At 60.6% G+C, this 13,262-nt stretch carries 18 protein-coding genes; 7 read left to right on the forward strand and 11 right to left on the reverse strand.

What is annotated here, in order from left to right; all coding sequences use genetic code 11:
* Positions 1-283: 283 nt before the first annotated feature.
* Positions 284-607 carry a hypothetical protein gene (locus tag AC1D2R_RS04860; protein WP_477965285.1) on the reverse strand — a complete coding sequence of 108 codons (324 nt, stop codon included), beginning with the start codon at positions 605-607 and terminating at the stop codon, positions 284-286.
* Between the two features lie 86 nt (positions 608-693).
* On the opposite strand from AC1D2R_RS04860, the gene AC1D2R_RS04865 reads away from it, so the two are divergent.
* The 4 genes from AC1D2R_RS04865 to AC1D2R_RS04880 all read left to right on the forward strand — a co-directional run bounded on the left by AC1D2R_RS04865 (position 694) and on the right by AC1D2R_RS04880 (position 2,474).
* Positions 694-876, forward strand: coding sequence for a hypothetical protein (locus AC1D2R_RS04865; RefSeq protein WP_477965287.1), 183 nt, complete (start codon positions 694-696; stop codon positions 874-876).
* Positions 877-971: 95 nt separating this feature from the next.
* Positions 972-1,658: a glutathione S-transferase family protein gene (locus AC1D2R_RS04870; RefSeq protein ID WP_477965289.1), complete on the forward strand. Its 687-nt coding sequence runs from the start codon at positions 972-974 to the stop codon at positions 1,656-1,658.
* 26 nt (positions 1,659-1,684) lie between these two features.
* A complete protein-coding gene (locus tag AC1D2R_RS04875) occupies positions 1,685-1,987 on the forward strand; it encodes an ArsR/SmtB family transcription factor (protein ID WP_477965405.1) in 303 nt (100 codons plus the stop codon).
* Between the two features lie 10 nt (positions 1,988-1,997).
* Complete coding sequence (locus AC1D2R_RS04880) at positions 1,998-2,474, forward strand: SRPBCC family protein (protein WP_477965291.1); 477 nt, start codon at positions 1,998-2,000, stop codon at positions 2,472-2,474.
* Positions 2,475-2,493: 19 nt separating this feature from the next.
* Here the strand turns inward: AC1D2R_RS04880 and AC1D2R_RS04885 are convergent, their stop codons facing one another.
* The 6 genes from AC1D2R_RS04885 to AC1D2R_RS04910 form a co-directional block, all read right to left on the reverse strand.
* A complete protein-coding gene (locus AC1D2R_RS04885; protein ID WP_477965293.1) occupies positions 2,494-3,318 on the reverse strand; it encodes an ATP-binding cassette domain-containing protein in 825 nt (274 codons plus the stop codon).
* 10 nt (positions 3,319-3,328) lie between these two features.
* On the reverse strand, positions 3,329-4,165 hold the full coding sequence (locus AC1D2R_RS04890) for an ABC transporter permease subunit (RefSeq protein ID WP_477965295.1): 837 nt from the start codon (positions 4,163-4,165) through the stop codon (positions 3,329-3,331).
* A gap of 120 nt (positions 4,166-4,285) precedes the next feature.
* A complete protein-coding gene (gene ssuD / locus AC1D2R_RS04895) occupies positions 4,286-5,461 on the reverse strand; it encodes an FMNH2-dependent alkanesulfonate monooxygenase (protein ID WP_477965297.1) in 1,176 nt (391 codons plus the stop codon).
* Positions 5,462-5,494: 33 nt separating this feature from the next.
* Positions 5,495-6,460, reverse strand: coding sequence for an aliphatic sulfonate ABC transporter substrate-binding protein (locus AC1D2R_RS04900; protein WP_477965299.1), 966 nt, complete (start codon positions 6,458-6,460; stop codon positions 5,495-5,497).
* 200 nt (positions 6,461-6,660) lie between these two features.
* Positions 6,661-7,626, reverse strand: coding sequence for an aliphatic sulfonate ABC transporter substrate-binding protein (locus AC1D2R_RS04905; RefSeq protein WP_477965301.1), 966 nt, complete (start codon positions 7,624-7,626; stop codon positions 6,661-6,663).
* Positions 7,623-7,748: a hypothetical protein gene (locus AC1D2R_RS04910; protein WP_477965303.1), complete on the reverse strand. Its 126-nt coding sequence runs from the start codon at positions 7,746-7,748 to the stop codon at positions 7,623-7,625. Before AC1D2R_RS04910 ends, AC1D2R_RS04905 begins: the two co-directional genes overlap by 4 nt.
* Positions 7,749-7,870: 122 nt before the next feature.
* On the opposite strand from AC1D2R_RS04910, the gene AC1D2R_RS04915 reads away from it, so the two are divergent.
* Positions 7,871-8,761, forward strand: a complete 891-nt coding sequence (locus AC1D2R_RS04915; RefSeq protein ID WP_477965407.1) for an NAD(P)-dependent oxidoreductase — start codon at positions 7,871-7,873, stop codon at positions 8,759-8,761.
* Positions 8,758-9,444 carry a DNA alkylation repair protein gene (locus AC1D2R_RS04920; protein ID WP_477965305.1) on the forward strand — a complete coding sequence of 229 codons (687 nt, stop codon included), beginning with the start codon at positions 8,758-8,760 and terminating at the stop codon, positions 9,442-9,444. The genes AC1D2R_RS04915 and AC1D2R_RS04920 overlap by 4 nt, the downstream gene beginning before the upstream one ends.
* Before the next feature lie 2 nt (positions 9,445-9,446).
* On the opposite strand, the gene AC1D2R_RS04925 is transcribed toward AC1D2R_RS04920, so the two are convergent.
* The 3 genes from AC1D2R_RS04925 to AC1D2R_RS04935 all read right to left on the reverse strand — a co-directional run bounded on the left by AC1D2R_RS04925 (position 9,447) and on the right by AC1D2R_RS04935 (position 11,179).
* Positions 9,447-9,935: an Lrp/AsnC family transcriptional regulator gene (locus AC1D2R_RS04925; RefSeq protein WP_477965307.1), complete on the reverse strand. Its 489-nt coding sequence runs from the start codon at positions 9,933-9,935 to the stop codon at positions 9,447-9,449.
* A gap of 66 nt (positions 9,936-10,001) precedes the next feature.
* Positions 10,002-10,646, reverse strand: coding sequence for a uracil-DNA glycosylase family protein (locus AC1D2R_RS04930; RefSeq protein WP_477965309.1), 645 nt, complete (start codon positions 10,644-10,646; stop codon positions 10,002-10,004).
* A complete protein-coding gene (locus tag AC1D2R_RS04935) occupies positions 10,640-11,179 on the reverse strand; it encodes a thermonuclease family protein (RefSeq protein ID WP_477965311.1) in 540 nt (179 codons plus the stop codon). Before AC1D2R_RS04935 ends, AC1D2R_RS04930 begins: the two co-directional genes overlap by 7 nt.
* Before the next feature lie 106 nt (positions 11,180-11,285).
* On the opposite strand from AC1D2R_RS04935, the gene AC1D2R_RS04940 reads away from it, so the two are divergent.
* Positions 11,286-12,821 (forward strand): sensor histidine kinase, encoded by a 1,536-nt coding sequence (locus tag AC1D2R_RS04940; protein WP_477965313.1) that lies wholly within the window; start codon positions 11,286-11,288, stop codon positions 12,819-12,821.
* A gap of 58 nt (positions 12,822-12,879) precedes the next feature.
* Here the strand turns inward: AC1D2R_RS04940 and AC1D2R_RS04945 are convergent, their stop codons facing one another.
* Positions 12,880-13,260: a diacylglycerol kinase gene (locus tag AC1D2R_RS04945; protein WP_477965315.1), complete on the reverse strand. Its 381-nt coding sequence runs from the start codon at positions 13,258-13,260 to the stop codon at positions 12,880-12,882.
* Between the last annotated feature and the right edge of the window lie 2 nt (positions 13,261-13,262).

The following is a 13,262-nucleotide window of genomic DNA, read 5'->3' on the forward strand; positions in this document are numbered from 1 at the left end:
CGTAAATGCAAACACTGATTGCGTTTCGTTGGTGGACTGACGTCCATTTAACGCCGACTTTCCCCGGACCACGGGGGGAGCAGTTCATGGACAGCGCACAATCGACTTATGACGCAAGCCTGCTGCCTTTATTCGATGTGGTGTTTCACCCAGCAACCCCTGCTGCCCGCCGGAAACTTTCCTCAGTCAGATCCAGATCATCGGGGCCTTGGCGTTCGTCGGCGCCGTCGTAGGGGCGATCTGGCAATTTCATCTGCAGCCTCGCCGATTTCGACCTTTCCACCTACACCATCATTTGGCGGACAAAAGAGATATTCGCCTCTGTGGTCGCCTTCAAGGATCCCCGCAGGCAGTCAGCGGCCTCCTGGCGGGAAGCGACGATGTACCGGCATATTTCATGGATATGGCTGGCGCTTGCACGCCATTGCCCCCGCAATTTCATCAAGATATCCTGGGTGAAGATGGACGACGGCCAGTTCCACGCTGTGACGCTCGTCACCCCTGTCGGCGTCATCGACGGATCGACTACGCAACCCGCTTCAGGTTGGAAGAGTGCGGCATCTACGATGTCCAGAACTCGGCAACCTACAATCGGATCCAACTCCATCGAATCCCCCCTACGGTATTTACCAGACTACCGCGCCGTCGGAGCGACAACCATCGGTGCCCTATCGCAAGTGGGCATATCGAACCGTGACCGCCAACGCAGCCACCATCACGGCATGCATGGAGCATCTGATGGAATGGATCGCTGACGACCTGCATGTCCGTCGCCTTCGCCACACCTGGCAGGAAATGTCCGATGAGCTCGGCGACCGCCAAGCGCCTGGACACCTGACACCCTCGGCGCAGCCGAACGCATGCCTAGGAACATAACTTAGCCAATCGGAAAACTACTCAATTGCCGACGAGCCGGAAACCTGATACTTAGCCATTCAGATAAGTTTCTCTATGGCACCAAAGGTGACAGCATGACGCTCGTCCTTCATCAGCATCCGCTTGCTTCCTTCTGTCACAAGGTTCTGATCGCGCTTTACGAAAACGGCACGCCGTTCGAGTCCGTCCTTGTCGATCTCGGTGACGAAGCGTCGAGAGCGGCCTTCCTGCACCTCTCACCACTCGGCAAGATGCCCGCGCTGCGCGACGAAGCTCGCGATCGCACCATCCCGGAAACATCGATCATCGTGGAATACCTCGACCGGTACTATCCTGGCCCGGTGCGACTCGTTCCGGAAACGTTCGATCAGGCGTTGGAGGTCAGGCTCTGGGACCGGTTCTTCGATCTATACGTTCAGGAGCCGATGCAGCAGATCGTCAGCGAGCGCCTGCGTCCGAACGGCGACGAGAGCCGCGCAGACGATGCCAGAAGAGCGCTCCTGAAAGCGTACGAGATTATCGAACGGCAACTCGGCGGGCGCGCATGGATCACCGGCGACAGCTTCACACTTGCTGATTGCGCCGCCGCACCTGCCCTCTTCTATGCCGAAACGCTGGTGCCGTTCGGCGACGATCAACCGCGGCTGAAAGGCTATCACCAACACCTGCTGGAGCGTGCCTCCTTTGCAAGGGTCCTGCGGGAAGCCATGCCCTATTTCAAATTCTACCCCTATCGCGAGAGCCTGCCCGCCCGCTTCCGACCGAACGACGCGGCCGAGTGATACAGGAGCCAGCCAGCCTTGATCGCATGTTCCACGCGCTCGCCGATCGCAGCCGCCGAGGCATGATCGATCGCCTCGGCCGCGGACCCGCATCCGTATCAGAGCTGGCAGGACCCTTTTCCATGGCGCTACCGACGGTCATGAAGCATCTTGGCGTCCTGGAGGAAAGCGGCCTGGTGCTCTCTGTCAAGATCGGCCGGGTACGAACCTACCGCTTGCAGCAGGAGGCGCTAGCAGACCTGGAGCGCTGGCTGGTCGAACGCAAGGCGAGTTGGAACAAGACCTTCGACCGGTTGGACCAGTTCCTGGCAGACGAACAATCAGACTGAGGAGAATGCCATGAAGAACACGTCGGCCGAACACGCCACGCTGACCGTCGAGCGCCAGGTGAAGGCGTCCGCCACGCGCGTTTTCGCGGCCTGGGCCAACTCCGAAACCAAGCGCCAATGGTTTGCCTGCCACGACGAATGGGTGCAGCTGGAGTATAGTCTCGACTTCCGCATCGGCGGAGCCGAGCGAAATCACGTCAGCGACACCGATGGCGTCCTCCATGCTTACGAGGCCCGCTATATCGACATCGTCCCGAACGCGCGCATCATCTACGCCTATGACATGAAACTTGACAACACCCGTATTTCCGCGTCCCTCACGACGGTGAGTTTAGAGGCGACTGCCAACGGGACGACGATGGTCTTCACCGAACAGGTCGTGTTCCTCGACGGCTATGCCGACAACGGCTCACGCCTGCAGGGAACCGAAATCCTGATCGATCGGATTCAGACTTTCGTAGAACGCGAGGCAGGCGCCGCTCACTAGGCCGTGCGCATCGGTCCGCTCACGGGCCGCCGTCCGTCCCAAGAATGGCGGCAAGCAGCCTACCTTCCAGTTCGGCGAGGGCCGGATTGCCGTGACGGCGAGGATGAGGATACGGGATCGCCAGATCGAGCGCGACGCGCCCCTCGTCCAATACAATGACGCGATCGGCGAGTTGCACCGCCTCGCTGACATCATGAGTCACCAGCACCGTCGTGAAGCCAAGCTCGCGCCACACGCGGTTCAGGAGTTCTTGCATGCTGATCCGGGTCAGGGCATCGAGCGCTCCGAGCGGTTCATCGAGGGCCAGGACGCCCGGCTTGCTCACCAGCGCACGCGCCAGCGCCACGCGTTGACGCTGGCCACCCGAAAGGCGCGCCGGCCACTCCTTGGCCTTCTCCGCGAGCTGCACCTCGGCAAGTACCGCCTCGGCCTCGCTGCGCGCAAGCCGCTTGTCGATTTTGTCGCCGAGCCCGACGACCACGTTGTCGACAACACTCAGCCAAGGCAGTAGACGCGGCTCTTGGAAGACGATGCGGGCGTTGGCCTCGGTATCGGCTCCATCTGCATTTCCGAAATGCAGCTCGCCCGCGGTGGGCTCGTCGAGCCCCATAACGATGCGCAGCAGCGTGCTCTTGCCGCAGCCGCTCTTGCCGATCACGGCCACGAACTGTCCGGCCGGGATGTGCAGGTTGATACCGCGAAGCACGCGGTTGCTGCCGAAGCTCTTTTCGAGCCCCTTCAGCGTAATCGCCGCGGCACCGGCCCCGAGAGGAGCCGCGCGATCGATTTCGTATTCCGGCTCGTCGGCAGCGCCTTGAAAACGCTCATGCGCAGTGAGGGTCATGGCGTCACTCCTATTTCTGGTAAACCGGGTTCCATTTGAGCGCTCGCCGCTCAAGCGCGCGGGCGACGACGTCTGCGAGCTTGCCGAGCACGGCGTAGATCACCAGGGCCAGCACCACGACATCTGTCATCATGAACTCGCGGGCGTTGTTGGCCATGTGGCCGATACCCGACGACGCCGCGATTGATTCCGAGACGATAAGCGTCAGCCACATGATCCCGAGTGCATAGCGAAGGCCGACGAAGATCGATGGGAGCGCACCGGGAAAGATCACCTTCCGGAACAGCGTCCAGCTGCCCATGCCGTAGACACGACCCATCTCGATCAGGTCGCGGTCGACGTTGCGCACGCCGTGATAGGTGTTGAGGTAAACAGGAAAGAGCACACCGAGCGAGGTGAGAAACAACTTCGATTCCTCGCCGATCCCGAACCACAGAATGACCAGCGGAATCATCGCGAGATGCGGAATGGTGCGCAGCATCTGCAACGTTGTATCTGTCAGCTGCTCCGATACCTTCGAGACGCCGTTGGCAATGCCCAGCAGAAAACCGATCACCCCGCCGACCAGCAGCCCGGCAAAGGCGCGCGCGGCGCTCACCAGGATGTCATGCGGAAGCTGGCCGGTTACGGTTGTCGCCCAGAAGGCAACCGCCACATCGGCCGGCGAAGGCATGATGCGCGAAGAAATCCATCCTGCGGAGGATGCAAGCTGCCACGTCGCGACGATCGCCACGGGCACCAGGTATGGCAGCAGAGTATCGCGGCCCGGCAGCGAAACGGCGAAGCCCGCCCGGCCCTCTGTTCGTTCGGTTAGCGCCCGGCTGATCAGCGTATCGAATGTCGACATGAAGTCTTTCCTCGCTTCTGCGTACTGCCGCGGGTGACCTGCGACCTCACGCCAAACCTTCGCGTGAATTCAATCGTTGTTGGGCCGCCCGCAATCGGCGGACGGCGCGGGAAGAGCAGATCAGGAACTGGAAACCACTTTCAGGTTGCCGCCATGCGAGCCGCCGCCGAAGACCTGTCGCTTGCCGAAGTCGCTCTGGAAGCCATGGCGCTGTTCTTCGCGGGTGATGCCGAGTTCGGGAAAAAGCAGTTCTGCAACGCGATAGGCTTCCTCCAGATGCGGATAACCCGAGCCGATCACAGTATCGATGCCGACGTCCTGATATTCGCGCAGACGCGCGGCGACCGTCTTCGGCGAACCGACGAGTGCAGTGCCGGCACCGGCCCTCACCAGACCGACGCCCGCCCAGAGGTTCGGCGAGACTTCGAGATTGTCGCGGCGGCCACCGTGAAGGGCCGCCATGCGCTTCTGGCCAACGGAGTCGGACTCGGCGACGAAGCGTTCTTGCGCCTCGCGGATCGTCTCGTCGTCGAGCTTAGAGATCAGGCGGTCTGCAGCTGCCCAAGCCTCCTCATCCGTCTCGCGCACGATGAAATGCAGGCGAATGCCGAAGCTGACCTCGCGGCCCTTCTTGGCGGCGGCGGCACGCACCTTCTCGACCTTCTCGGCAACCTGGGCCGGGGGCTCGCCCCATGTCAGGTATTTATCGACGCGGCCGACCGAGAAATCGATACCGGCATCCGAGGACCCACCGAAGTAAAGCGGCGGACGCGGGTTTTGCACGGAGGGGAAACCGAGGCGTGCATTGGTTGCCTTGATGTACTTGCCGTCATAGCTGGCAACGCCCGTCTCCAGCAGCTCTTCGAACACCGTGAAGAATTCATCGGCATGGGCGTAGCGTTCATCATGCGCCAGATGAATGCCGTCGCCGGCAAGCTCCGCAGGGCTGCCGCCGACGACGATGTTGAGCAACAGGCGCCCATTGGAAATACGGTCGAGCGTTGTCGTGAGGCGGGCGTAATAGGCAGGAGATGCGGTACCGGGACGGATAGCGACGAGGAACTGCAGCCTCTCGGTCTTGGCAGCCAGTGCAGCGGCTGTCACGAAAGATTCCTCGCAGGCAACCCCGGTCGGCAACAGGACGCCCGAGTAGCCGAGGCGATCGACGGCCTGCGCGATTTGCGTGAGGTAGCCGATCTCAGGGGCGCGGTTCAGCTCGTTGGATCCCAGATAGGCGCCGTCGCCCGAAGTGGGAATGAACCACAGGAAGTTGATTGGATCGTGTTGGGCGGTCATGGGAAGAGATCCTCGTGTGTCAGGAAAAAGGGTTCAGCTCGCTTTGGGGTGCCAGACGATGTCGCTGACACTGAGCTGCTTCGGCACGACGCCGAGCTTGTAGAAATCATCTGCCAACGCCTGCTGGTAGGTAAGTGCTGCGTCAGGGAAGAACGAGACCTTGCCGAGGTCGGCCTGGCTGCGCGTCAGCGTGACCCGGGTGATGTCGGCAGGAACGCCGGTGATTTCGGAGAGCGTCTTGACGGAGCCGTCGAGATCCGCTTGCGCCGCAGCGCCGACCTTCGCCAGCTCGTCGACGACATCGGCGATGATATCGGGATGCGCGGCGGTGAACGTGCCGTTTCCGAGGAAGTAGCCCCAGTTGTCCAGCAACCCCTCGGATGTTGTCACGACGCGCGTCTGCGGATCTGCCTCGGCAACGGCGAAGAATGGATCCCATATCGCCCAGGCATCGATCGCGCCGTTCTTGAAGGCCGCACCCGCATCCGCCGGCGGAAGGTCGACTTCCGTGATGTCGGACAGAGTGAGTCCGGCCTTGGCGAGCACTTTCAGCGCGAAGTTATGGGCACTGGAACCACGCTTGTAGGCAAGCTTCTTGCCCTTAAGATCTTCGATCGTCTGGATTGGCGAATCCTTTTGGACGAGCAGCCCGTGAAACGCCGCCGGGCCGCGATAGGCGCCAACGTACACCAGGTTGCCGCCGGCAGCCTGTGCAAAAAGCGGTGGCACATCACCGGTCACGCCGAAATCAAGTGCATCGGCGCCGACGGCCTCGAGCAGCGGCGGGCCGGAGGTGAATTCGTTCCACTCGATGCTGACACCCTTGGCTTCCAGTCGCTTTTCCAGTGCACCCGTACGCCTTGCCAGCGCCAGCACGCCGAACTTCTGCCAGCCGATGCGCAACGTGGTATCGGCGGCGTGCGCGGGCCGCATCTGCGGCATGAGCGCCGTCGCCGCCGCGGCACCGACCAAGCCGAATGTCTGTCTACGGGTCAACATCGCGTATCCCTCTCCTGCCAGCTGACCGCTCTTGCGCTCGGCCGCTCGTTTCATGAGGCAATAGTGACATAGACGACCAATTAGATCGACAATATCAGTTTTCTATTCTGCTCAATTTCGGAGAATATTTTTCCCTCCCCGTGCAATCCAGGATGTCCCTGTGCCGCGGGTCGCGAAAACCGATGATCGTGCGTCCGTTGTCAGCTGGCCTTCGGGCGCCAGACGATATCACTGGTTTTCAGCTGCTTCGGCACGATGCCGAGGCTGAAGAATTCGTCGGCCAGCGCCTGCTGGTAGGCTGCCGCCTCGTCGGAGATAGTCGCAACACTGCCAAGGTCGGCGCCCGGTCGGGTCAGCGATACGCGCGTCACGTCGGCGGGAACGCCGGTGATTTCCGAAAGCGCCTTGATCGTATCCTCGAGATTGCCCTGGGCTGAACGCCCAACCTTCGCAAGTTCATCGATGACATCGACGACCACCGGTCCGTTCGCATCGGTGAACTCGGCATTCGCAAGGAAATAGCTGTAGGAGTCGACGATACCTTCCGCCGTCGAGAGAATACGCGTATCGGGGTCGGCCTCGACAATCGCCAGATATGGATCCCAGATCGACCACGCGTCGATACTACCGTTCTTAAAGGCGGCGGCTGCATCCGGCGGCGAGAGATCGACAGCCTCGACATCGGCTATACCAAGTCCCGCCTTGCGCAAAATCTTGACGGTGACGTTATGGGCGCTCGATCCGCGCTTGAATGCGACCTTCTTGCCCTTCAGGTCTTCCACCGTCTTGATCGCCGATTCCTTGCGAACCACGATGGCTGAGCCAGCAGGGCTGCCGCGATAGGTGGCGACGTAGTAAAGGTGGCCCCCGGCTGCTTGCGCAAATAGCGGCGGGACGTCGCCCGTCGCGCCGAAATCGAGCGCGCCTGCGCCAAGCGCCTCGAGCAGAGGCGGGCCCGAGGTGAACTCGGACCAGCTGACCGTGATCCCCTTGTCGGCGAATCGCTTCTCAAGAGTCCCTCGCCGCTTGGCAAGCGCCAGCACCCCGTTCTTCTGCCAGCCGATGCGGAATTCCGTGGCGGCTGCGCGGGCGGGTTTGATCGCAGGCAGAAGAAGAGTCGCTACCGATGCCCCAAAAAGCCCCAATGTCTGACGACGTGAAATCATGGCAATCCCCTTTTTTTGCGTATCGTGCCGGTTTGGCTCAGCCGACGCGCTTCGTTTGCGATGATCAAATACTGATTAATTCCATCAATTAGATCGACAATTTTATTTGTGATCTTCGCCATCGTTGAAACTTTCCTGACCCGATTTTTCCAGTTTCGCGGAATTCTGTTCCAAGTCGGGGAACACTTAGCCGCCGACGACAGCTTTTCGCCCGCCCCTCTTTCCGCTAATCCTCGTGCCTGACATTCATTCAGAGGATAGGCACATGACAACAGTCGCATTCATCGGTCTCGGCGTGATGGGGTTTCCCATGGCGGGTCATCTCAAGGTGAAGGGCGGCCACGACGTCACGGTCTATAATCGCACCGCCGCAAAATCCGCCGCCTGGGCAGAGAAATTCGGCGGCAAGTCGGCACCGACACCGGCAGAGGCAGCCAAAGATGCAGACTTTGTCTTCACCTGCGTCGGCAACGACGACGATCTCCGCTCGGTGACCTCGGGCAAGGATGGCGTCCTGCAAACGATGAAATCAGGCGCGATCCTGATCGACAACACGACAGCAAGCGCCGACGTCGCGCGCGAGCTCTACGCCGCTGCCAAAGGAAAGGGAATCGGCTTCATCGACGCGCCGGTATCCGGCGGACAGGCCGGAGCAGAAAACGGCGCCCTCACCGTCATGTGCGGCGGCGATGAAGCAACCTACGATGTGGCAAAGCCGGTGATCGACGCCTACGCCCGCATGGTGGGCTTGATGGGCGCGCCGGGCGCCGGCCAACTCACCAAGATGATCAACCAGATCTGCATCGCCTGCGTCGTCCAGGGTCTTGCCGAGGGCATCCATTTCGGCAAGCGCGCCGGTCTCGATATCGAGAAAGTCGTCGAGGTAATCTCCAAGGGCGCGGCAGGTTCCTGGCAGATGGAGAACCGTCACAAGACAATGAACGAAGGCAGATACGACTTCGGCTTCGCCATTGACTGGATGCGCAAGGATCTAGGCATCGTGCTCGACGAAGCGCGCAGTAACGGCGCCAAGCTTCCCGTCACGGCTCTCGTCGACCAGTTCTATGGAGATGTCCAGGCGATGGGCGGCAATCGATGGGATACGTCCTCCCTCCTCGCCCGCCTCGAAAAATGATCGGTCCCTCCGCGAGCGCAGCCGAACTGATCGCGCACCTGCAGACGCTGCGCTCGCAGGAGAACATCGCCGGCATGGCCCGTTTCGGCATTGTCACCGAAACGGCGCTAGGCATTTCCAATCCTGATCTCCAAAAGATCGCCCGCATGGCAAAGAAGGATCATGCGCGGGCGCTCGAACTCTGGGCTGGCAACATCCGTGAGGCGCGCATACTTGCGCTCTACACGGCGGATCCGAAGACCATCACCGAGGACACCGCGCGGCGATGGTCGAACGATTTCAATTCCTGGGAGATCGTCGATACCGCTGCCGACCTCTTCGTCGAGGCTCGTCTCCTGCCCCTCATCGCTGACTTTGCCGCCGACGAACGCGAGTTCGTGCGGCGGACTGCTTTCGCGATGATAGCCGGCGCGGCGGTTCACCTGAAGAAGGAGCCGGACGAGACACTGTTGGCCTGGCTGCCGCTGATCGAAAACCATTCAAGCGACGCGCGTAACTTCGTGCGCAAGGGGGTCAACTGGGCACTCCGAAACATAGGAAAGCGCAACCGCGGTTGCCACGCCCCTGCGCTATCTCTAGCGGAACGTCTGTCTGCCAGCGCCGACAAGACGGCCCACTGGATCGGCAAGGACGCCGTCAGGGAGTTGGCGAGCGACAAGATACTCGCTCGCTTGAAGGGCTGAGCTCAGTCCTCGTTCGACTTGGCGTTGTCGAGGAGCATGTAGTCGAGCGGTAGCTGTGTCGAGTACTTGATCTGCTCCATCGCGAAGGCCGAGGAAACGTCGCGGATCTCGATCTTGGCGATCATACGCTTGTAGAAGGCGTCGTAGGCGGCAATGTCGGGCACAACCACGCGCAGGAGGTAGTCGACGTCGCCGCTCATGCGATAGAACTCCACGACCTCCGGAAACTCGGCAACCACCTCTGAGAAACGGCGCAGCCACTCGATCGAGTGCGTTGCAGTGCGGATCGATACGAAAACAGCGACCTTCGTGTTGACCTTTTCGGGATCAAGGATGGCGACGCGGCGCTTGATCACGCCATCTTCTTCCATCTTCTGGATCCGACGCCAGCAGGGCGTCGTCGAAAGACCGACTTTCTTGGCGAGATCGGCAACTGCCAATGTCGAATCTTCCTGCAAAAGACGCAGGATCTTACGGTCGAGACGGTCCATGAATAAAGCCCCTTCGAATTATATTCTTTGTATATCCCGATTCCGGCCGTTTGGAAGAATTTTGTTTCAGTTCGCAAGTATTTTGATGCGTTCGCGCAGCACCGGCAGTAATTCGTCCTCGAACCATGGGTTCCGCTTGATCCAACCGGTATTTCGCCAGCTCGGATGCGGCAACGGGAGAATGGCCGGCGAGCGGTTGGAGAACAATGTCGCCCGCCAGGCGCGCACCGTTTCCGTCATGTTCTGGCGACGCTCGGCGCCTATATGCCATGCTTGCGCATACTGCCCGACGGCAAGCACCAATTCAATCTGCGGCATTGCTGAAATAACCCGCTGGCGCCAATGCGGCGCGCATTCGCTCCGCGGCGCCAGATCGCTGCCCTTGGCGTCATACCCGGGGAAGCAGAAGCCCATGGGCACGATGGCAAAGCGGTCACGGTTGTAAAACATCTCGCGGTCGACCTGCAGCCACGCGCGCAGCCGGTCGCCGGATGCGTCGTTGAACGGCATGCCGCTCTCGTGAACCCTGAGCCCAGGCGCCTGCCCTGCAATCAGCACCCTGGCCTTCGATGAAAGCACGACGACGGGACGCGGCTTATGCGGCAATCTGTCTTCGGCGCCCCGCAGCGGCGCATCGCGACAGATGCGGCAGGCCGCGATGTCGCTCCGCAGCATGTTGAGCTCGTCCTGTTTGTGAATAATTGTCACCATCCGAAGAGACCAAGTCCTCCGCGCGACGTGGACGTTTCTCGCGCATGATCGCGCGCCGCGCGCGGCATCTCGAAGGCTCCGGCCCAAAGGCCAACCTTCTCCGTCCGCGCCTGCGCCTCTTCCTGCCCGTAAGCACCATAGGACACGGCAAGGCCTTTGCGCACCATCACCCTATTAAGATCCACGCCATCGGCCAGGCAAACGACCAACAGGCGCTGGAAGCGGTCCCGCTCTCTGCCCACACAGCGCGTGTCGGACGCCGCCACCAGGCTCTGCAGCATCCGCTTGGCCTCCTGTCCGCATTGCCATGCACGGCCGGCACGCTCGCATGTCTGGCGGAGTTCCGGCGCATCGATGCCGAAGAGCCGCATTCGTTCCTGGCCGGTCGCCAGGCTGTCGCCGTCTGCCGCATGGAACCGGCCGGTATGCGCAATCTCGACCCGGTCATTCAGTTTTGCGGCAATCAGCCAGATGAACGCCAGAATCGCCAGCGCAGTCGCGCCGTCGCGTATCGTCCGAAAGCCGCGCGTCACGCTTTCGCCTCCTTAAAAAACAAATCGTTGGCAAAAATGGCAAACATATTCTTAAGAATTGCGCTTTAGGGTGAAGCCATCCGCGGATCAAGCTTCAACGTGTACAATGAGTAACGGCGTAAGCACATCGACCGATAAGAATATCGTCGACAAATCACGCAGTCACCGAAACAAGCCTGTGTCAAAGGCTGTGCGGCTGACGCGTGAGCGCCTTCAGTCGAGTCATGCACCAAGCGGCGCTTTCGATCGCGACGTACTCGTACTCTACATCAATGCCGTGCTTCAGGGCGCCTCCATAGTGCCACTGTTCGTCGTCATCGTCACAGCGCTCGGCATCTATTTTACCGGCGACGCCCAGATATGGCTCTGGGGGCTTCTCACCCTGACCGCTCATGCGGCAAACGTATTTCTCGCGCGGCGCGCTCGCAAACAGGAGATGACGGCCGTCAGCGCGCGGAAATGGCGCCGCGTCCTGTTGCTTGGCCAGTTCATGGTCGGTTGCTGCTGGGCCGTCTTTGCTCTGCAGGACTGCACGGCCTGCGAGCCCTCCAGCTTCGTGCTGTACAAGGGGGCGACGTTGCTGATCGCGCTATCGGTGACGGCGATGTGGAATTTCATGCTGACGCCCTGCGTACTGGTGACATTCGCACCTGTCGTGCTCGGGCTCCTTGCAAAGACCGGACTTTCGCGCGAGTTCCTCGAGATCGCCCTGACCGCCACGCTAACGACGACCGTAGTCTTCTTCCACTACATCAGCGACCGGCTGTTCAAATCGAACCTCAGGATCCTGGCCTATCAATCCGAGAAGGACGATCTGATCGCCGAACTGGAGGTCGCCAAGTCGATGTCCGACGAGGCACGCCGCCGGGCGGAAGAGGCAAACCTCGCGAAATCCCGTTTCCTCGCGTCGATGTCACATGAGCTCCGGACCCCACTCAACGCCATTCTCGGCTTCTCCGAAGTTATGTCGGCCGAGGTGATGGGACCGCTCAATAACCCGACCTACAAGGAATACACACACGACATTCATCGCTCTGGCCAGCATCTGCTGAACTTGATCAACGAGATCCTCGACCTCTCCCGCATAGAAGCCGGGAAATACGAACTGAGCGAGGAGGCTATCTCCCTGCTTGACATCTCCGAAGATTGCATCGGCATGGTACAATTGCGGGCGCGCGGCAAGAGTATCACTATAACGCAGCAATTTGAACCGGAGCTACCGCCGGTCTGGGCGGACGAGAAGTCTATGCGACAGGTGCTCCTCAACCTCATGTCCAATGCCGTGAAATTCACCCCGCAGGGCGGCGAAATCCACGTCAAGGTCGGCTGGACCGCAGGCGGCGGCCAATACATCTCGATCAAAGACAATGGCCCGGGTATACCCGAGGAGGAAATCCCGGTCGTTCTGTCGGCGTTCGGTCAGGGTTCCATTGCCATCAAGAGCGCCGAACAGGGTACCGGCCTCGGCCTGCCGATCGTGCAGGCGATTCTTGCCAAGCATGACGGACAGTTCCTCCTGAAATCCAGGTTGCGCGAAGGCACCGAAGCCATTGCCATTCTGCCTGCGATGCGCGTGCTGCAGAGCGTGCCGGCGGTCGAAGAAACTCCAGCCGTCTCGCCCAAGCGTCGAAGCTTCGCCTGAGCCGAATTGGTTGCTCTCTGAGGGGGGGCGTGCCGGCATCAACTGCATTTTGGCACGATCATGCGAAGAGCAAGTGCTTTCCGACTGTGAACAGCAGGAAAATCCCGCACGCGGCGATCATGCAAAGGACGGCAAAAGAGCCGAGATCCTTGGCATGCTTCCCGACCATCGAGATCTCGGGCGAAATCCGGTCGATCACTTCCTCGATGGCGGTGTTCAAGGCTTCGAACGCAAAGAGCACGAGGAACAGTAGGACTGCAACCATCATTTCTACAAGCGTCGCACCGACGGCCAGCAGCAGGATGAAGGAGACGGCAAAGAACAGCAGCTCCTGCCGAAACGCGGCTTCCTTGATCAGCCGACGGAAGCCGCCAACGGAATAGCTGGCAGCAGCAAAGAAGTGGCTGATGCCGGTGAGCTTGGTCACGGCAGGTTTCATCA

This window comes from Rhizobium sp. P1_C7 (genome assembly GCF_056406295.1).